We start from the raw sequence: 19,416 nt of genomic DNA, 5'->3' as shown, positions 1-19,416 counted from the left end.
ATGGATAGACGAAAATTTCTAAAAGCCGGTGTGCTTGGCGGAATTGCTTCCACCTTGCCTGTGTCGAGTGCACAGGCATCGGAGGCGGTTGAGCCTATTCCCGGTGCGCTTGGAATGCTTTACGACTCTACCCTTTGTGTAGGTTGTCAAGCGTGCGTGGCTGAATGTCAAAACGTGAACCATACACCGGTGAACCCAAAAGGCGATCAGACTTGGTCAAATAACGACAAACTCACACCGTTTACCCGCAACATCATTCAAGTTTGGAGCGATGGCGATGGTAAAAATAAAGACCAATCGGAAAATGGCTATGCTTACGTGAAAAAACAATGTATGCATTGCGTTGACCCAAACTGTGTTGCGGTTTGCCCAGTTCAGGCCCTTACCAAAGATCCAAAAACAGGTATCGTGAAATACGATCCCGACATTTGTACCGGTTGCCGTTATTGCATGGTAGGTTGTCCTTTTGATGTACCAAAATACGACTATGACAATCCATTCGGTGAAATCAGCAAATGTGAACTCTGTAACCAAAAAGGTGTTGAACGCCTAGATAAAGGCGAATTGCCGGGTTGTTGCCATGTTTGCCCAACGGGTGCCATTATTTTCGGTACAAGAGAAGAATTATTGGCGGAGGCCAAACGCCGTTTAAGTTTATTACGCGGTACTGAATACGATTACCCGCGTCAACACGTCAATAGTACGGATAAATACCGCGCTACCGTGCCGGCATATCAATACCATATTTACGGTGAAAAAGAAGGCGGCGGAACACAAGTCCTAGCCTTAAGTGGAGTACCATTTGAAAATCTTGGCCTACCACCTTTAGATGAAGTGGCAACGGGAAGTCGTGCAGCGCATTTACAACATTTCTTGTATCGTGGTTTAGCGTTGCCGTTAGTGGCACTTGCCGGTCTTACCTTTATGACTTACAAAAATATGCATGGCGATAAAATTGCCGAGCGTATTGCAGCACAAAAAGAAGCCATGCGTCAGGCACGCAAGGAAATTGAAGAAGCGGAGGATGAGCATCATGAGTAATCCACGTCCGGTGGGCGGTCGCCTTGTTTCTGCCGCAATTCTCTTTTTTGCACCACTTGCCGTACTTTGCGTTTTATTAATTTTAAAACGTTTGGTTTTCGGTATCGGTTCCGTGACCGCACTTAATGGCGGTTATCCTTGGGGTTTATGGATTGCCTTTGACTTGCTTGTCGGTACAGGTTTTGCCTGTGGCGGTTGGGCATTAGCTTGGACTGTGTATATTTTCAATAAAGGGAAATATCACGCTCTTGTGCGCCCGGCATTGCTTGCCAGTCTCTTCGGCTATTCCCTTGGCGGTTTGTCCATTACCATTGATATGGGACGTTATTGGCATTTACCCTACTTCTACGTTCCGGGACAGTTCAATACCAATTCCGTGCTGTTTGAAACAGCATTTTGTATGACGGTGTATATCATTGTTGTCACCTTAGAATTTGCACCGGTGTGGCTTGGTTTCCTTGGTTTGAAGAAATGGTTTAATAAACTCAATAAAATCATGTTCTTCATTATTGCGTTGGGTGCCTTATTGCCAATGATGCACCAATCTTCAATGGGTTCCTTGATGATTGTAGCGGGACACAAAGTTCATCCGGTATGGCAAAGCTATGAAGTGTTACCGATTCTCTCCTTGCTTACTGCTTTCATTATGGGCTTCTCTATTGTGATTTTTGAGGGTTCTTTAGTTAAAGCGGGTCTTGCAGGAAAAACACCGGATGAACGTCATTTATTCACACAATTAGCGCGTGTCACTGCAGGTTTGATCTTCTGTTTCCTAGCAGTGCGTTTTGGTGAGTTGATTTATCACGACAAACTGCAAATGGTTGTGGGTTTCGATAAATTAACTAAATTTGAAGCATGGATGTTCTGGATGGAAGTCTGGTTGATGGTATTACCGTTACTTACCCTCTTCCTCGGAGAGAAAAAATCAGATTCCCGTTGGTTATTTATTTCGGCATTAAGCATGTTACTCGGTGCAGCATTATGGCGGATGAACTACTCTCTCATCATGTATAATCCTGGCAATGGCTATCAATATTTCCCATCAGCGGAAGAATTGCTTATTTCAATCGGCTTCGTCTCTATTGAAGTTGTAGCCTATATCTTAATCATTCGTTTATTCCCTGTATTGCCGGTATTTAAAGAAAAACATGCCGAAGACTCAGAAAAAATTATTGCCGAAAAAGCGGCATTCAGCAAAAAAGTTAGCGGAGCAGAATAATGTCAGAAAAAAAACGTATCTCAATTGACCCAATTACCCGTATTGAGGGGCATTTACGTATTGATTGCGAAATTGAAAACGGCGTCGTCACCAATGCTTGGTCATCCGGTACCATGTGGCGCGGTATGGAAAATATCGTAAAAGGTGCCGATCCACGTGATGCATGGATGATTATGCAACGTATCTGTGGCGTATGTACCACAGTACACGCGATTATCAGCGTGCGTGCCGTAGAAGATGCCATCGGCGCTAAAGTGCCGGTGAACGCACAATATATTCGTAACATGATTCTTGCCGCACACACGATTCATGATCATATTGTGCATTTCTATCAACTCTCCGCCATGGACTGGGTAGATATCACTTCTGCCTTAAAAGCAGATCCGGAAAAAGCGGCTGATATGCTAAAAGGTGTATCCACATGGTCATTAAACAGTGCCAATGAATTCCGCAATGTACAGAAAAAAATTCAAGCATTAGTAGATAGCGGACAACTTGGTATTTTTGCCAACGGCTATTTCGGTCATGCTGCAATGAAGTTGCCACCGGAAGTAAACCTTATTGCTGTGGCGCACTATTTACAGGCTCTTGAATGTCAACGTGATGCTAACCGTGTAGTAGCATTGCTCGGTAGTAAAACACCACACATTCAAAACTTGGCTATCGGTGGTGTGGCAAACCCAATTAATTTGGATTCACAAGCCGTGCTTAACCATGAACGCCTCATGTTCGTGAAAGCCTGTATTGATCGCTTAGGCGACTTTATCAACCAAGTTTATAAAATCGATGCAGCTGTATTTGCGGCTTTCTATCCGGAATGGTTCGACCTCGGTAAGACATCCGGCAACTACTTAGCCGTACCGGAATACCCGATTGATGCGGACAATTCTAAATTCATGTTGAAAGGTGGTTATGTAGAAAATGGTGATTTATCCACCATCCGTGTCATTGACCAACAAAAAGACGAATTTGTCGTAAAAGGCATTAAAGAAAGCGGTAAACACGCTTGGTATGAAGACGATGAGCCATTAGAGCCTTGGGCTGGTTTAACCCGTCCAAAATACACAGGCTGGCAAGACGACGGTAAATACTCTTGGGTAAAAGCACCAACGTTCTACGGCAAAGTCGTAGAAGTAGGCCCTCTCGCCTATTTAATCTGCGGATTAGCCTCCAATGACAAACCAACCGTTAAACATTTTAACGAAGTAAAAGACATTTACGAAAAATTAACCGGCAACACGTTAGCCACCGAGCAATTACACTCCACCCTTGGACGTATTATCGCTCGTACCGTGCATTGCTGTACGCTAAATGACGTTTTAGGTACGCAATGGCAAATGCTCATTGATAACATTGCGAAAGGCGATACTACCGCTTATATCAAAACTGACATTCCGGCAAGCGGTGAATTCCGCGGTGTAGGTTTTGGTGAAGTGCCACGTGGTATGCTTTCTCACTGGGTCGTGATCAAAGACGGCCGCATTGAAAACTATCAAGCTGTCGTACCATCTACTTGGAACTCCGGTCCACGTAACGAGCAAGACCAAATGGGGCCTTACGAGCTTTCCATTATTGGTACGCCGGTGGCAGATCCAACGAAACCGTTAGAAGTGGTGAGAACCATTCACTCCTTCGACCCTTGTATGTCATGTGCCGTACATGTGGTTAACACAGAAAATGGTGAAGTGACCGAAGTTAAGGTGCTGTAATGAAGCCGTTGATTCTAGGTGTCGGAAACATTTTATTAAGTGATGAGGGCGTGGGGGTACGTGTTGCGCAGGAACTTGAAAAACGCCCTGAAATTCAACCGCACTTTGACATCATCGACGGTGGCACTTGTGGCATGGAGTTGCTGGAAATCATGGCAAAGCGCGAGCATTTGATTATCATCGATGCCGTGCTTGCCAATAAGCAACCGGGTGAGATTATCGTATTACACGACGAACAAGTGCCGACGTTTTTCTCACGCAAAATCTCACCACATCAACTGGGTATTTGTGATGTCCTTTCCGCTCTCAAACTGACGGATGAATTTCCACAAAATCTTTGTCTCATCGGTATCCAACCGGAATCATTAGAAGCCGGCATTGGATTAACGGAAACGATACAAAAAGCATTAGCAAATGTTTTTGTAACCTTGAATCAAGTGATTGATGAGTATGGTTTGAATCTGGACTCCCCTCTTTAGAAAAGAGGGCTGGGGGAGATTTGACTTAATTAATAGAGGCAAGAGTTAAATCTCCCCTAACCCCCTCTTTAGAAAAGAGGGGAATTTTCTTTAAGCTTTCGCCTACTATTCTTTAATCTTATTAATATTGATAAATAACCATGTACCGACACGAAAAAACTCCTGAAAATGCCACCGCACTTTTAACCTCTGTTACCGGCTTTGATGAAAACCCAACGGATCTTTTTCTTGCTGAAATGCAAAAAATTGTTCCTGAAATGCAAGATCTCCCCTTCTTTCATCACAATATTGAATGTTTCTGCCCAAAATTCGTTTTATTTGAAGGGCAATGGGTCGGCTCAGTGTTAACTCCATGGATGATTAGCGTCGTTATTCTGCCTGGCCCGCAACAAACGTGGGAACCGCGAGAATTGGGCGACAAAATCACCGTTCAACTGCCTTACAAAGCCCTTACTTTCACGGTCAGTGGCGTTGAAACCGTACCGCAATATTTAAGCTGTTCCTTGCATTCCCCACTTGATCCGAATCTTACCAGCGAACAAGCCATCCAACTGACACAGGATTGCCTACGCATGATTTTATCCATGCCGACCAAACAAACGACGTTTGATCCAGATCGCCGCAATTTATTTAAAGCAATGGTAAAATAAGCGCAAATTTTTAATCGGAGTAAATGAATTATGTGTTTAGGTGTGCCCGGTCAAATTGTAAAAATCGGCGACAGCGCATTACAACTTGCCACCGTGGATGTTTGCGGTGTGCAACGTGATGTGAATATTTCCCTTATATGCAGCGATGACCCCAAACCTCTGCTTGGCAAATGGGTTCTCGTCCACGTTGGTTTCGCGATGAGCATCATTGATGAAGAAGAAGCCAAACAAACCCAGGAAGCCCTGCTTGCCATGAGCCAGCTGGAACATGAAGTAGGCGATTTTTTGGGTTTGAATCAGCAGTAACGCGAGATATTGAATGGCAATAATTTGAAGAAAAGCAGGCTTTTAGCTTGCTTTTTATTTTCATCTTTCAGTGCTTTGTTTGCAAGATCTGCTTATTTGCAATATTATTCCAGCATTTTATAGCTAACTCCCTGGAGGCATTCATGTTCGAAATCGATTCTATTGAGCTTTTAGGCTATGTCGCAACATTCTTTGTGGCAGCATCATTTTTATTTAAATCTATCGTTTCTTTGAGAACTGTTAACTGCATCGGTGCAATTTTATTTGTAATCTATGGTCTTTTAAAAGGCTCCTATCCCGTAGCGTTATTGAACATTTTCTTGGTTTTAGTGAACGTTTATCAATTATGGCGCTTAAGAAATAAAAGCACAGTAGTGAGTGTGAAATAGTCACAATAGAACTTCTCTTCAAATGCGTGCTCATGAGTTATTAAATTTGTCATAGGGTACGCATTTTTATTTTTAGATAAGCCTAAACTTCCCTTAAAAAGCACCGCACTTTTTTCCTCACTCCTCCCCCATTTCACTCAATTTATGATCTCAATCACGGTTTTGTGAAAATGACTTGGGTAGAATAAAAATCCCATATTAAATATAAGGATACGACTAATGACTTCGGCAGAACTTTTCGGTGAGGGAATTAATCTGATGTTTTCAGGGATGGGTTTTGTATTGGTCTTTTTGCTCATTTTGATTTGGGCAATCGGGCTAATGTCAAAGCTGATAAATAAATATTTTCCTGAGCCTCAACCCTCGCCAAAAACGCCTTCAAATTCCACCGCACTTTCTGCGGCACCTACTGACGATTTTGAGCGTTTGCGCCCTGTAATTGCAGCGGCTATCGCGCACCATCGCCGTACCCAACAGTTCAAATAAAAATAAGGATTTTACTATGACTAAAAAAATTAAAATGACCGAACTGGTGCTCCGTGATGCTCACCAATCGCTTTTCGCGACCCGTTTACGTCTTGATGACATGTTGCCAATCGCTCAAGAATTAGACAATATCGGCTATTGGTCGTTGGAAGCTTGGGGCGGTGCAACCTTTGACAGTTGTATTCGTTTTTTAGGGGAGGATCCGTGGGTACGTTTGCGTGAATTGAAAAAAGCCTGTCCGAAAACCCCGTTACAAATGCTGTTACGTGGTCAAAACCTCTTAGGTTATCGCCACTATGCCGATGATGTGGTAGAACGTTTCGTCGAACGTTGTGTGGCGAACGGTATGGATGTGTTCCGCGTATTTGATGCGCTCAACGACCCACGTAATATGAAAGCGGCATTGCAAGCCGTGCGTAAATTCGGCGGTCATGCACAAGGGACATTAAGTTACACCACCAGCCCGGTACACACCATGCAAACCTGGCTTGATACCACCGAACAATTACTTGAAATCGGTATCGACAGCTTAGTTATCAAAGATATGTCCGGTATTTTAAACCCAATGGCAGCCGCAGACTTAGTGCGCGAAATCAAAAAACGTTTCGACGTCGAATTGCATTTACACTGCCACTCCACTACCGGTATGGCAGAAATGGCGCTGTTAAAAGCCATTGAAGCTGGCGTAGATGGTATTGATACTGCAATTTCCTCTATGTCCGGCACCTACGGCCACCCTGCAACAGAATCCATGGTCGCGACCTTACAAGGCACTGAATATGACACTGGTTTGGATATTCCGCGTTTGGAAAAAATCGCTGCCTATTTCCGTAATGTGCGTAAAAAATATGCAAAATTTGAAGGTCAGCTACGTGGCGTAGATAGCCGTATTTTAGTCGCACAAGTGCCGGGTGGCATGCTTACCAACTTAGAAAATCAATTAAAACAACAAAACGCTTCCGATAAATTAGATTTGGTTTTAGAAGAAATCCCACGCGTACGCAAAGACTTGGGTTACATTCCGCTTGTGACGCCAACCTCTCAAATCGTCGGCACACAATCTGTTATTAACGTGCTCACAGGCGAACGTTACAAAACCATCGCCAAAGAAACCGCAGGTATTTTAAAAGGTGAATACGGCAAAACGCCTGCACCGGTAGATAGCACATTACAAGCTCGTGTATTGGAAGGTGCGGCACCGGTAACTGACCGTCCGGCTGATCACATCGCCCCTGAAATGGCGAAAATTGAAGCGGAAGTAGCTGAACAAGCCAAGGCGAAAGGCGTGAAGTTAGCAGACAATGCCGTGGACGATGCATTAATCGTGGCGCTCTTCCCACAAATCGCGTGGAAATTCTTAGAAAACCGCAACAATCCGGCTGCCTTTGAACCGGCGCCAACCGGCAATGAAAGTGCGGTAGAAAATAAACCTGTTTCTAAAGCTGCACCAGCAGCGTCTGGCTCCGCCGTTTATACTGTGGAATTAGAAGGCAAAGCCTTTGTGGTGAAAGTCAGTGAAGGCGGCGACATTTCACACGTAGCCACAACAACTCCACAAGCTGCGCCACAAGCCGCACCGGCACCAGCGCCAACCAGCAGTGGTACACCGGTAACGGCGCCAATGGCGGGTAACATTTGGAAAGTGGTGGCAACAGAAGGTCAAACTGTCGCGGCAGGTGATGTGTTATTCATTCTTGAAGCCATGAAAATGGAAACAGAAGTCAAAGCGGCACAAGCCGGTACCGTGCGTGGTATTTGTGTCAAAGCCGGCGATGCCGTCGCGGTGGGTGATACCGTTATGAACCTCGTCTAAGGAGTTACCTATGGATAGCATTATTGCATTAATTCAGGGTATGGGACTGTTCCATTTGCAATGGGGTCAAGCGGTGATGATCGCTATCAGCTTGCTCCTCTTGTGGCTTGCCATCGCACGCAAGTTTGAGCCATTGCTGTTATTGCCTATCGGCTTTGGTGGATTGTTATCAAACATTCCCGAAGCCGGTCTTGCCATGACCGCATTGGAGAATTTGCTTCATCTCGGCTCACCGGAGCAAATTGCTGTGATTGCTGCGAAATTAGGCGTAGCCTCTGATCCTGCACTGATTAAAAACGCCCTCGCCACGGCTTCCGGCTCTACCGTAAATCAACTGGAAGCCTTGTCGATGGACATGGGCTACAGCGCGGGGATCTTGGCTTTATTCTATAAAGTCGCTATCGGTTATGGCATTGCGCCGTTAGTGATTTTCATGGGCGTAGGCGCGATGACAGACTTCGGCCCGTTATTGGCAAATCCGAAAACGTTACTACTTGGTGCAGCGGCACAGTTCGGTATTTTTGCGACTGTACTCGGTGCATTGGCATTGAACTATTTCGGTATTATCGAATTCACGCTCCCACAAGCGGCATCCATCGGTATTATCGGTGGTGCAGACGGCCCAACCGCGATTTACCTCACCAGTAAACTCGCGCCGGAATTGCTTGGTGCCATTGCTGTGGCGGCTTATTCCTACATGGCGTTAGTGCCATTGATTCAGCCACCGATCATGAAAGCCTTAACCACGGAAGAAGAACGCAAGATCCGCATGACACAAATGCGTCATGTGAGCAATCGTGAAAAAGTGTTATTCCCAGTGATTTTGCTGTTGCTCGTTGGTTTGCTTTTACCGGATGCCGCCCCATTGCTTGGGATGTTCTGTTTCGGTAACCTCATGCGCGTCAGTGGTGTAGTAGAACGTTTAAGCGATACCACGCAAAACGCCTTGATTAACATTGTGACCATCGTGCTTGGCTTGTCTGTAGGTTCCAAACTGATTGCCGATAAATTCCTACAACCGCAAACCTTGGGTATTTTAATTCTTGGCGTGATTGCCTTCGGGATCGGTACCGGCAGCGGTGTATTAATGGCGAAATTGATGAACAAATTCAGCAAAAACAAAATTAACCCACTCATCGGCTCTGCCGGTGTGTCTGCCGTACCAATGGCTGCACGGGTTTCTAACAAAATCGGTCTGGAAGCAGACAACCAAAACTTCCTACTCATGCATGCCATGGGACCGAACGTTGCCGGTGTGATTGGTTCCGCTATCGCCGCCGGGGTAATGCTGAAATATGTGGGTGCCATGATGTAGCTTAAAAACACGGTGAAAAAGCACCGCACTTTTATTCATTTCAAATAAAAAAGCACGCGATTCCGAAGCGTGCTTTTTTATTTCCCATCAATTCATTGCAAAAAACAACCGCACTTTTCTTTACTCTCTTTTAAATTTCTTCATCAATTCCCTATACTTTTACGTACTAGTGTAGTAGTATATTGTTCATTATAGAAAGTGCGGTCATTTTTCTAAATGAATTTTTCCGTACGCCAATTCCACAACAAGGAGAAATGAACATGACAAAAATTGCATTGGTGACAGGCGCCACCGCCGGTTTTGGAAACGCCATTTGTCACACGTTATTGAAAGCGGGCTATTTAGTGATTGGTACAGGAAGAAGACAAGAACGTTTAGCGCAATTAGAACAAGAATACGGCAGCCAATTCTTTCCTCTTGCATTCGATATTTCGGATCGTCAAGCGACTGAAAATGCATTCAAAACGCTGCCGACAGAATTACAAGCCATCGATTTATTAGTGAATAACGCAGGCCTTGCCCTTGGCTTAGAAAGCGCAGATAAAGCCGATTTAGACGATTGGGAAAAAATGATCGATACCAACGTGAAAGGTTTGGTCACCGTAACCCGCTTAGTTTTGCCGCAAATGGTGGCGCGTAATCAAGGGCATATCATCAATTTAGGCTCAATTGCCGGCAATTATGCCTATCCGGGTGGCAACGTTTACGGCGGCACAAAAGCCTTCGTGAAACAATTCAGTTTAAACCTCCGCGCAGATTTGGCTGGCACCAATGTGCGTGTTTCCAATGTAGAACCGGGATTATGTGGCGGTACGGAATTTTCTAACGTACGTTTTAAAGGCGATGACGCCCGCGCAGATAAAGTGTATGAGAACGTCCAATATGTCACTGCACAGGATATCGCCAATATCGTGTTATGGCTCAATCAACAACCGGAACACGTGAATATTAATCGAATTGAAGTGATGCCGACGGCGCAAACTTTCGCGCCATTAAATGTGGCAAGAAATGGCTAACAAAAAAGGAAACTACATGTCAGACACGATTTTAAACCCTTATTTTGGGGAGTTTGGCGGAATGTATGTGCCGGAAATTTTAGTGCCTGTGCTTCAACAATTAGAAAAAGCATTTGTTGAAGCGCAACATGATCCGGAATTTCAACGTGAATTTCAGGATTTACTGAAAAATTATGCCGGCAGACCGACCGCACTTACACTTTGCCGTAACTTAACCAAAGGCACGAAAGCCAAAATTTATTTAAAACGGGAAGATTTGCTCCACGGCGGTGCCCACAAAACCAACCAAGTACTAGGTCAGATTTTACTGGCAAAACGCATGGGAAAAACCCGTATTATTGCAGAAACCGGCGCAGGTCAGCACGGTGTCGCTACTGCCCTTGCTTGCGCCATGTTGGATATGCCTTGCCGCATTTACATGGGCGCGAAAGACGTGGAACGTCAATCACCGAATGTATTCCGTATGCGCTTAATGGGTGCTGAAGTGGTGCCGGTGCAAAAAGGCTCTTGCTCCTTAAAAGATGCGTGCTGTGAAGCCATGCGTGATTGGTCGGCAAACTATGAAACAACCCATTATTTATTGGGTACGGCGGCAGGTCCTCACCCCTTCCCAACCATTGTACGCGAATTCCAAAAAATGATTGGCGAAGAAACCAAACGTCAAATCTTAGAAAAAGAAGGCCGTTTGCCTGATGCGGTGATTGCTGCGGTAGGTGGCGGATCAAACGCTATTGGTATGTTTACGGATTTCATTGATGAACCGAATGTACGTTTAATTGGGGTAGAACCCGCCGGTCACGGTATTGAAAGCGGTGAACACGGTGCACCGTTAGGCCATGCGAAAGTCGGCATTTATTTCGGCATGAAATCGCCGCTCATGCAAACCGAAGACGGCCAAGTGGAAGAATCCTACTCCATTTCTGCCGGGCTGGACTTCCCTTCTGTCGGCCCGCAACACGCCTATTTGCAAAGCATTGGGCGCGCGGAATACCCAAGCATTACCGATGATGAAGCCCTAAATGCGTTCCAAGCACTGGCAAAATATGAAGGCATTATTCCTGCATTAGAAAGCTCTCACGCGTTGGCGCACGCGCTAAAAATGATTCATCAAGAACCGAATAAAGCACAAATTTTAGTGGTGAATTTATCCGGTCGTGGGGATAAAGACATTTTTACCGTAGATAAAATTTTAAATGAAAAAGGAATGCAATTATGAGCCGTTTTGAATCGACCTTTTCCCGATTACACGCAAAAAAGGAAGGCGCATTCGTTCCTTTCGTTACCTTATGTGATCCGACATTTGACCGCTCTTTTGAAATTATTTGTACCCTCGTCGATAACGGTGCGGACGCATTGGAATTGGGCTTCCCGTTTTCTGATCCGTTATTGGACGGTCCTGTTATTCAGGCAGCCAATAATCGTGCTCTCAACGCTGGGCATAGCACAGAAGACAGCTTTAAATTGCTTGCCAAAGTGCGGTCAAAATACCCGGAGATTCCCATCAGCCTATTACTTTGCGCGAATTTAATTTTTGCAAAAGGCTTGGATAATTTTTATCAACGTTGTGCGGAAGTCGGTGTGGATGCCGTTTTAGTGGCGGATATTCCATTATTGGCAAAAGAAGACTATGTCAAAGCAGCCAAAAAAAACGGTGTTCAACCCGTCTTTATTTGCCCGCCAAATGCGGATGAAAAAACGATTCAAGGTGTGGCTGAAAGCAGTAAAGGTTATACGTATTTGGTCTCTCGTGCTGGCGTGACCAGCGCAGAAAACCAAGTTCATGCAGCTAACTTAGATACCCTTGTAGAGCAACTCAACGCTCACCATGCTCCGCCTATTCTACAAGGTTTCGGCATTGCCCAACTGGCGCAAGTAAAAGAAGCACTTCAACTCGGCGCAGCCGGCGCGATTTCCGGTTCGGCAACCGTAAAAATCATTGAGCGAAATTTAGAAAATCACACTCAATGTTTAACGGAACTCGCTGAGTTTGTTCGCAACATGAAAGCCGCTACGAAATAACGGAAAAAATGACCGCACTTTTGAAAAAAAAAACAATAAAGTGCGGTCAAAAAATGTTTCTTTTTTTCTCCAATCTCAAGCTTAATCAGCATCTCAATCCCTCACCTAATGCACCACTTCAGAAGACAAGATTTTCTATTCTTATCTGAACATGAATTTTATGCACGGAAGAAACGACAACATCATTTTACTAAAATACCTAAATTTTTTACCGAACTTTTAATGTATAAACTGTAACCAATTATCTCTAAAGGATTTTCTTGGGACCTCACAAATAGCAAGGACTTTTTCCTAAAATGTGATCTCGATCTAATTTTATTTTAGGCGTATAATGTCGCCCAGTTTTTTTAAGCATCATTGATATAAAGTTACGCAAAAATTAAAGTTTTTATAATACAAATAGTTATGGAGAATGTAATGTCTAGAAAGTTAAGAAGAACAAAAATTGTATGTACTATGGGACCTTCCACAGACCGCGGTAACAATTTAGAAAAAATTATTGCCGCTGGTGCGAACGTAGTGCGTATGAATTTTTCTCACGGTACACCGGAAGATCATATTGGTCGTGCAGAACGTGTTCGTGAAATCGCAAAAAGACTAGGCAAAACCGTTGCGATTTTAGGTGACTTACAAGGTCCTAAAATTCGTGTATCTACATTCAAAGATGGCAAAATTTTCTTAAATGTCGGTGATAAATTTATCTTAGATGCAGAATTACCTAAAGGTGAAGGCACACAAGAAGTTGTTGGCTTAGATTACAAAACTTTACCGCAAGATGTGGTTCCAGGCGATATCCTCTTATTGGATGACGGTCGCGTTCAATTAAAAGTGTTATCTACCGAAAATGCAAAAGTCTTCACGGAAGTTACTGTTGGTGGCCCATTATCAAATAACAAAGGGATCAACAAATTAGGCGGTGGCTTGTCTGCTGACGCATTAACAGAGAAAGATAAAGCGGACATCATTACAGCAGCGCGTATCGGTGTAGATTACCTTGCAGTATCTTTCCCACGCTCCAGTGCAGATTTGAACTATGCTCGTCAATTAGCGAAAGATGCCGGTTTAGAGGCCAAAATCGTTGCTAAAGTAGAACGTGCTGAAACCGTAGAATCTAACGAAGCGATGGATGACATCATTTTAGCTGCTGATGTCATCATGGTTGCCCGTGGTGACCTCGGTGTTGAAATCGGTGATCCGGAATTAGTAGCGGTTCAAAAGAAATTAATTCGTCGTTCCCGTCAATTAAACCGTGTGGTAATTACTGCAACACAAATGATGGAATCCATGATCAGCAACCCTATGCCAACCCGTGCGGAAGTCATGGACGTGGCGAATGCGGTATTGGATGGTACTGATGCGGTCATGCTTTCTGCTGAAACGGCTGCAGGTCAATACCCGGCTGAAACTGTTGCGACAATGGCAAAAGTTTGTTTAGGCGCAGAAAAAATGCCGGGTGCAAGCGTTTCTCATCACCGTATGAATGTTGAATTTGACGACATCGAAGAAACCATTGCCATGTCAACCATGTTTGCAGCCAACCATATGAAAGGCGTCAGCGCCATTATTGCGATGAGTAGCAGTGGCCGTACACCGTTATTAATGTCCCGTATTAGTTCCGGTTTACCGATTTTTGCCTTATCACGTAACCAAAAAACATTAAACTTGTGCGCATTATATCGCGGTGTAACTCCGGTCTTTTACAATGATGTTAGCCGTACAATGGAAGGTGCTCAAAAAGCAATTAGCGTGCTAAAAGACAAAGGTTTCTTAATGGCCGGTGATATCGTGTTATTAACTCAAGGGGCTGAATTTAGCGAAAGTGGTACAAACACTTGCCGTATTCTGACCGTTGAATAATTGATTGTATAAAACAAAAGGCTTAGAAGTATTTCTAAGCCTTTTTTATATTAATTATGTTGTCTTTATCGTGAAGAAAATCTTATCTCACTAAAAATACCTTATTTCCTGACCGCACTTTATTCTACTGCATTAAGCAACCAACTCGGTTTTCATATAAGTTAAACGATCTACGTTAGTAATAAAACGACTTAAGTCTTGCTCTTCCGGTTTGTGAACATAAGAAACCTCTCCCAGTAACGGGGCATCAATTTTTTGTTTCAAGGTTTCGATCACTTCTGCGTAATGCCCTAATCCAGGGTTAATTCGATTAGCTACCCACCCCAACAACGGCAATCCTTTATCAATAATCGATTGCACTGTTAATAAAGCATGGTTGATACAACCTTCTTTAATCCCAACAACCAACACAACCGGCATATGATGCTCTGCAACCCAATCGGCAAAGCTGTAATCTTTATTAATCGGTGTTAACCACCCAAAAGAACCTTCAACAACAACTGATTGATACTTGTCACGTAAATGAGCCAAGTCTTTATTTAATTTTTCAATATGAACCCGCTTACTGTCCTCTGTTAAGATAGGTATCGTGTGTAAAAACGTATAGCTATTCACTTCTTCATAACTAACTTTTTCTTCTGTACTCGCCATTAACGTTAATACATCAGGATTATCTTTCGTGTCATAGTCGCTATTTTCAGATAAATTATGTCGCGGATAAATCATTTCATCCTGACCAAATGCAATAGGTTTATAGCCGACGACCTGCACACCCGCTTTTTGTAAGGCCTGCATAATTGCCCGACTTACCACAGTTTTCCCTACATTTGTGTCAGTTCCGGTGACAAAAAAACTACTCATTAATATCCCCTTTTTCATATGATTTTCAGAATTCTAAGAGAATTTATAATGAGTAGTATTGAGCTAAAACAAATTTGCTGAATTTATTTACAATTTATTCCTGTTATTCCAAACTGGTTAACAAAGCTCCGTCATAAATTCCTTGCTTAATTGCGGCAGCAGCGACGACCGGACTATTCCATTCATATTTCCCCATCACAACTTCTGCAACCTTTCTATGAGAAAAATAAGTTGTGAGTTTTTGATTGAGTTCTTCAAGTAAAACATCTTTAACAATTAACATACTAGAGTTGAGCATGATCTTCTCTGCAGAGAAAATATGAAGGAGATTCATCAAAATATAGGCTAAACAATCCGTTAAATGATCCAAAATTCGTAATGCCGTCTTCTCTTGTTGGATAATATTTCTACACAAGAACTTAATTTTTTCAGCATTTGTGGAAAAATGATTATTCGGATACAGCAAATCAATGAGCTGAATAATTGCCCGGTGGGTAATCTGATGTTGTACTTGATAACGCTCTACTTCCGGTAAATCACGATTAATTAGGGCTTGTAACTCATTTAATCGAGGAACGACTAAGTGATTAATATTAATTCGCTCATGCTCTCGATTAAATAAAATATTCCCTTCTGACAATACGTTAAAATTAACCTCATCATCCAATTGAATAAATAACGCATCATCACAGTTAATTGCATTACCCAATGTAAATTCTGCCAATAACCAAGTGTTAAAATATTCTGCAATTAAAATCGGCACATCAAAATAAGGCGAAAATAACGTTCTAAGGTTTAATTGATTAAATCTCTGGTTCCCTAATTTCATTAGATTTCCGTCTCTATCCAATTTCCCTCCGACAGCGACTGAAAATGTAATTAAATTTGATAATGCTTTTGTTTTATTAAGAAATTGTTCAATACTATTGACTAAAAATTCATCGAGCGTTGACAATTTATTTGTTGATAAGGGGAAAGTTTTTTGTTTAATGATAACGCCATCAAGCTCACTCAGCGTGATTTCAAAACGATCTTCCGTCAATGTCGCACATAAAGACTGCCAATAAAGTGGAGAGACACACAAAGCAATAGCAGGTCGCCCAGGGTTATCCGTGTTGCGCACTGTTTTTTCCATAATTAAATGCTTTTCTATGAGATCGCGAGTAAGAGAAGTAATCGTCGCAGGAGCAAATCCAGAAAGTTTTGAAAGTTCAATACGGGAAATTTCTTCAAATTGTTCAATTAAACGGTAAATTCTGCCTAATTGAATTAGGCGTGAGGGTGTTTTTTCTTCCTTCTTCATTAAATACGTCCATATTTATTATTTTAATCATCAATTTGACGAACATAGTTATACCAGTTAGCACTTTTTACTCAAGAAATTTGCTTTAAATCTGTGCCTCCTGTCACAAAAATAAAAAGTACCGGATAGATTTTTGAAAATTTTCGAACTTGAGGTAAACTAACGCGGTTTCTAAAAATGCATTAATTCTGAGGTATATATGACAAAAATTGCATCAATTGTAGATGTACTACAAGGCAAAATTGCAATTGGCGAAAAAGTAACTGTACGCGGTTGGGTGCGTACTCGTCGCGATTCCAAAGCAGGCCTATCCTTTCTCGCCGTTTATGACGGTTCTTGCTTTGCTCCTATTCAAGCTATCGTAAATAATGATATCGTCAACTATGAATCTGAAGTATTACACTTAACAGCCGGTTGTTCCGTAATTGTCACCGGTACTGTTGTAGAATCCCCGGCAGAAGGTCAAGCGGTCGAATTACAAGCAGAAAGTGTCGAAGTCACCGGTTGGGTCGAAGATCCGGAAACCTATCCAATGGCAGCAAAACGTCATTCCATTGAATATTTACGCGAAGTCGCTCATTTACGTCCTCGTACCAATATCATCGGTGCCGTTGCCCGTGTGCGTCACTGTTTAGCACAAGCAATTCATCGTTTCTTCCATGAACAAGGTTTTTATTGGGTTGCTACGCCATTAATCACTGCTTCCGACACGGAAGGTGCGGGTGAAATGTTCCGCGTTTCTACCTTAGATTTAGAAAACTTACCGCGTACAGACAAAGGTGCGGTGGATTTTAGTCAAGATTTCTTCGGTAAAGAATCCTTTCTTACCGTTTCAGGTCAATTAAATGGTGAAACTTACGCTTGTGCATTAAGTAAAATCTATACCTTTGGCCCAACGTTTCGTGCTGAAAACTCCAATACAACTCGTCACTTAGCAGAATTCTGGATGATTGAACCGGAAGTGGCTTTCGCAACGCTCGCAGACAACGCAAAACTTGCTGAAGATATGTTGAAATATGTTTTCCGTGCGGTGTTAACTGAGCGTCGTGATGATTTGGAGTTCTTTGCTAAACATGTTGATGGTGATGTCATTAATCGTTTGGAACGTTTCATTCATTCCGATTTCGCCCAAGTAGATTACACCGATGCGATTGAGATTTTATTGAAATCCGGAAAAACTTTTGAATTCCCGGTTTCTTGGGGAATCGACCTTTCTTCCGAACATGAACGCTATTTAGCGGAAGAATATTTCAAATCGCCTGTGGTGGTGAAAAACTATCCGAAAGATATCAAAGCCTTCTATATGCGTTTAAACGATGACGGAAAAACCGTTGCTGCAATGGACGTGTTAGCACCGGGAATCGGTGAAATTATCGGTGGTTCACAGCGTGAAGAACGTTTAGATGTGCTGGATAAACGTATGGCAGAAATGGGCTTAAACCCTGAAGATTATTGGTGGTACCGCGATTTACGCCGTTATGGCACCGTACCACACTCCGGCTTTGGTTTAGGTTTTGAACGTTTGATTGTTTATGTTACCGGTTTACAAAACATTCGTGATGTAATTCCATTCCCGCGAGCACCACGCAACGCAAACTTCTAATTTAATGACACACAGAATCACCTTGTTAAAAACAAGGCGATTTTTTATGCTTACAAAAAACACATTTAAAATTGACCGCACTTTTGATGCTTTGAATAACAAAAAAGATACCTAAGTGCGGTATCTTTTTTCTGTGTTTTTTAATCTGATGATCGAGCAACTATTTCACAATGCGTAAGTGAGATGTAGATTTCTCCGCCTTTTTCGGTCTATCCGTTTTATCGACAGCTTTATCAAACCCAATTGGTTGTTCTTCTGCCTGCGCCGGATGATCATCATAAGCTTCTTCCGGCTCAAACATCACGCCATCGCCATTCTCACGCGCATAAATTGCTAATGCTGCCCCCATTGGAATGTAAATATCCTGTGGCACGCCACGAAAACGGGCATTGAATTGAATAAAATCATTGGTTAACTGTAAATTTCCGGTGGCATTAGCAGACAAGTTCAACACAATTTGTCCATCTTTTACATATTCAACCGGTACTTTCACCCCCCAATAAGTGGCATCTACCACCAAATATGGAGTGAAATCATTATCGACCAACCAATCGTAATAAGCCTTTAATAAATAAGGACGTTTCGGGGATGATTTATATTCCATTAAATCGCCTATTATTTTTCATCCATTAAGTTTTTCGGCGCTAATTCGCCCACGGATTGCAAGAAAGAATCGCGTTCAAAAATACGAGACATATAGGCTTTTACCGCTTTGCTGCCGGCACCGCTGAACTCGACACCTAATACCTGCATACGCCATAGTAACGGCGCTACATAACAGTCAATTAAGCTAAATTCCTCACTCATAAAATAAGCGGTTTGATTAAAAATCGGTGCAATCGCAAGAATTTCTTCTTTCAATTGTTTTAAGGCATTCGCACGTTCAGTTTCGGAAGCCGCATTTTGCGCGCTTTCCAACGTTGGATACCAGTCTTGCTCAATACGTAACATCAATAAACGGCTTTTTCCACGAGCCACCGGATAAACCGGCATTAATGGCGGATGCGGGAAACGCTCGTCTAAATATTCCATAATAATGCGAGAATTAAACAGCACTAAATCACGATCGACTAGCGTAGGCACAGTACCGTACGGATTGAGTTCCATTAAATCTTCTGATAATGCTTGCGGATCTACAATTTCCGTTTCATAAGCTACGCCTTTCTCAGCCAACACAATACGCACTTGGTGACAATAAATATCGGTTTTATTTGAAAATAGCGTCATCACAGAACGTTTATTTGCAGAACTTGTCATCTATTCCTCCGACGACTTGGTAATAATTGAAATATTCAACCGATATGCCTCATATCGGGAAAAATGGTCGACTATTCTAGCATAAAGCGTCAT

General features: G+C 42.8%; 19 protein-coding genes. 15 read left to right on the top strand and 4 right to left on the bottom strand.

The annotated features are described in order from the left end of the window. The 14 genes from hybA (at position 1) to pyk (ending at position 14,299) form a co-directional block, all read left to right on the top strand. The gene (hybA, locus tag DK415_RS02385; protein ID WP_109432292.1) at positions 1 to 1,041 is read left to right on the top strand and encodes a hydrogenase 2 operon protein HybA; all 1,041 of its coding nucleotides are present in this window, start codon (positions 1 to 3) and stop codon (positions 1,039 to 1,041) included. Beyond that, the gene (gene hybB, locus DK415_RS02380) at positions 1,034 to 2,260 is read left to right on the top strand and encodes a Ni/Fe-hydrogenase cytochrome b subunit (RefSeq protein WP_109432291.1); all 1,227 of its coding nucleotides are present in this window, start codon (positions 1,034 to 1,036) and stop codon (positions 2,258 to 2,260) included. The genes hybA and hybB overlap by 8 nt, the downstream gene beginning before the upstream one ends. After that, positions 2,260 to 3,969 (top strand): hydrogenase 2 large subunit, encoded by a 1,710-nt coding sequence (gene hybC / locus DK415_RS02375; protein WP_109432290.1) that lies wholly within the window; start codon positions 2,260 to 2,262, stop codon positions 3,967 to 3,969. The genes hybB and hybC overlap by 1 nt, the downstream gene beginning before the upstream one ends. Beyond that, complete coding sequence (locus DK415_RS02370) at positions 3,969 to 4,448, top strand: HyaD/HybD family hydrogenase maturation endopeptidase (protein ID WP_109432289.1); 480 nt, start codon at positions 3,969 to 3,971, stop codon at positions 4,446 to 4,448. Before hybC ends, DK415_RS02370 begins: the two co-directional genes overlap by 1 nt. 140 nt (positions 4,449 to 4,588) lie before the next feature. Then, a complete protein-coding gene (gene hybE / locus DK415_RS02365) occupies positions 4,589 to 5,098 on the top strand; it encodes a hydrogenase-2 assembly chaperone (RefSeq protein WP_109432288.1) in 510 nt (169 codons plus the stop codon). Between the two features lie 30 nt (positions 5,099 to 5,128). Further along, a complete protein-coding gene (hybG, locus tag DK415_RS02360) occupies positions 5,129 to 5,404 on the top strand; it encodes a hydrogenase maturation factor HybG (RefSeq protein WP_006718278.1) in 276 nt (91 codons plus the stop codon). Positions 5,405 to 5,523: 119 nt separating this feature from the next. Beyond that, positions 5,524 to 5,793, top strand: coding sequence for a YgjV family protein (locus DK415_RS02355; RefSeq protein WP_478209548.1), 270 nt, complete (start codon positions 5,524 to 5,526; stop codon positions 5,791 to 5,793). A gap of 219 nt (positions 5,794 to 6,012) precedes the next feature. Further along, positions 6,013 to 6,279, top strand: a complete 267-nt coding sequence (locus tag DK415_RS02350) for an oxaloacetate decarboxylase subunit gamma (protein WP_048750401.1) — start codon at positions 6,013 to 6,015, stop codon at positions 6,277 to 6,279. A 16-nt stretch (positions 6,280 to 6,295) separates the two neighbouring features. After that, complete coding sequence (gene oadA, locus DK415_RS02345) at positions 6,296 to 8,092, top strand: sodium-extruding oxaloacetate decarboxylase subunit alpha (protein ID WP_109432287.1); 1,797 nt, start codon at positions 6,296 to 6,298, stop codon at positions 8,090 to 8,092. 10 nt (positions 8,093 to 8,102) lie between these two features. Continuing rightward, positions 8,103 to 9,407 (top strand): sodium ion-translocating decarboxylase subunit beta, encoded by a 1,305-nt coding sequence (locus DK415_RS02340; protein WP_109432286.1) that lies wholly within the window; start codon positions 8,103 to 8,105, stop codon positions 9,405 to 9,407. 260 nt (positions 9,408 to 9,667) lie between these two features. After that, positions 9,668 to 10,423: an SDR family oxidoreductase gene (locus DK415_RS02335; protein WP_109432285.1), complete on the top strand. Its 756-nt coding sequence runs from the start codon at positions 9,668 to 9,670 to the stop codon at positions 10,421 to 10,423. Positions 10,424 to 10,439: 16 nt separating this feature from the next. Continuing rightward, positions 10,440 to 11,639: a tryptophan synthase subunit beta gene (trpB, locus tag DK415_RS02330; protein ID WP_109432284.1), complete on the top strand. Its 1,200-nt coding sequence runs from the start codon at positions 10,440 to 10,442 to the stop codon at positions 11,637 to 11,639. Beyond that, positions 11,636 to 12,442, top strand: coding sequence for a tryptophan synthase subunit alpha (gene trpA / locus DK415_RS02325; protein WP_109432283.1), 807 nt, complete (start codon positions 11,636 to 11,638; stop codon positions 12,440 to 12,442). Before trpB ends, trpA begins: the two co-directional genes overlap by 4 nt. A gap of 417 nt (positions 12,443 to 12,859) precedes the next feature. Continuing rightward, a complete protein-coding gene (gene pyk / locus DK415_RS02320) occupies positions 12,860 to 14,299 on the top strand; it encodes a pyruvate kinase (RefSeq protein WP_109432282.1) in 1,440 nt (479 codons plus the stop codon). Between the two features lie 132 nt (positions 14,300 to 14,431). Here pyk and bioD read toward each other — a convergent pair whose 3' ends face one another. Both bioD and DK415_RS02310 read right to left on the bottom strand, forming a co-directional pair. Beyond that, entirely contained in the window at positions 14,432 to 15,160 is a 729-nt protein-coding gene (gene bioD / locus DK415_RS02315; RefSeq protein WP_109432281.1) for a dethiobiotin synthase, read from the bottom strand. Between the two features lie 103 nt (positions 15,161 to 15,263). Next, complete coding sequence (locus DK415_RS02310) at positions 15,264 to 16,463, bottom strand: ROK family protein (protein WP_109432280.1); 1,200 nt, start codon at positions 16,461 to 16,463, stop codon at positions 15,264 to 15,266. Positions 16,464 to 16,662: 199 nt separating this feature from the next. Between DK415_RS02310 and asnS the strand changes: the two genes are divergently transcribed. Further along, positions 16,663 to 18,066, top strand: a complete 1,404-nt coding sequence (asnS, locus tag DK415_RS02305; RefSeq protein ID WP_109432279.1) for an asparagine--tRNA ligase — start codon at positions 16,663 to 16,665, stop codon at positions 18,064 to 18,066. 160 nt (positions 18,067 to 18,226) lie between these two features. On the opposite strand, the gene DK415_RS02300 is transcribed toward asnS, so the two are convergent. Both DK415_RS02300 and sspA read right to left on the bottom strand, forming a co-directional pair. After that, a complete protein-coding gene (locus DK415_RS02300) occupies positions 18,227 to 18,670 on the bottom strand; it encodes a ClpXP protease specificity-enhancing factor (protein WP_109432278.1) in 444 nt (147 codons plus the stop codon). 11 nt (positions 18,671 to 18,681) lie between these two features. After that, complete coding sequence (gene sspA / locus DK415_RS02295) at positions 18,682 to 19,323, bottom strand: stringent starvation protein SspA (RefSeq protein ID WP_109432277.1); 642 nt, start codon at positions 19,321 to 19,323, stop codon at positions 18,682 to 18,684. Between the last annotated feature and the right edge of the window lie 93 nt (positions 19,324 to 19,416).

Origin of the sequence: Aggregatibacter segnis, from assembly GCF_003130075.1 — a bacterium.
Classification (GTDB): domain Bacteria; phylum Pseudomonadota; class Gammaproteobacteria; order Enterobacterales; family Pasteurellaceae; genus Aggregatibacter; species Aggregatibacter segnis_A.
The sequence above is the reverse complement of the archived record's forward strand: the minus strand, read 5'-3'. Positions and strand labels throughout refer to the sequence as shown.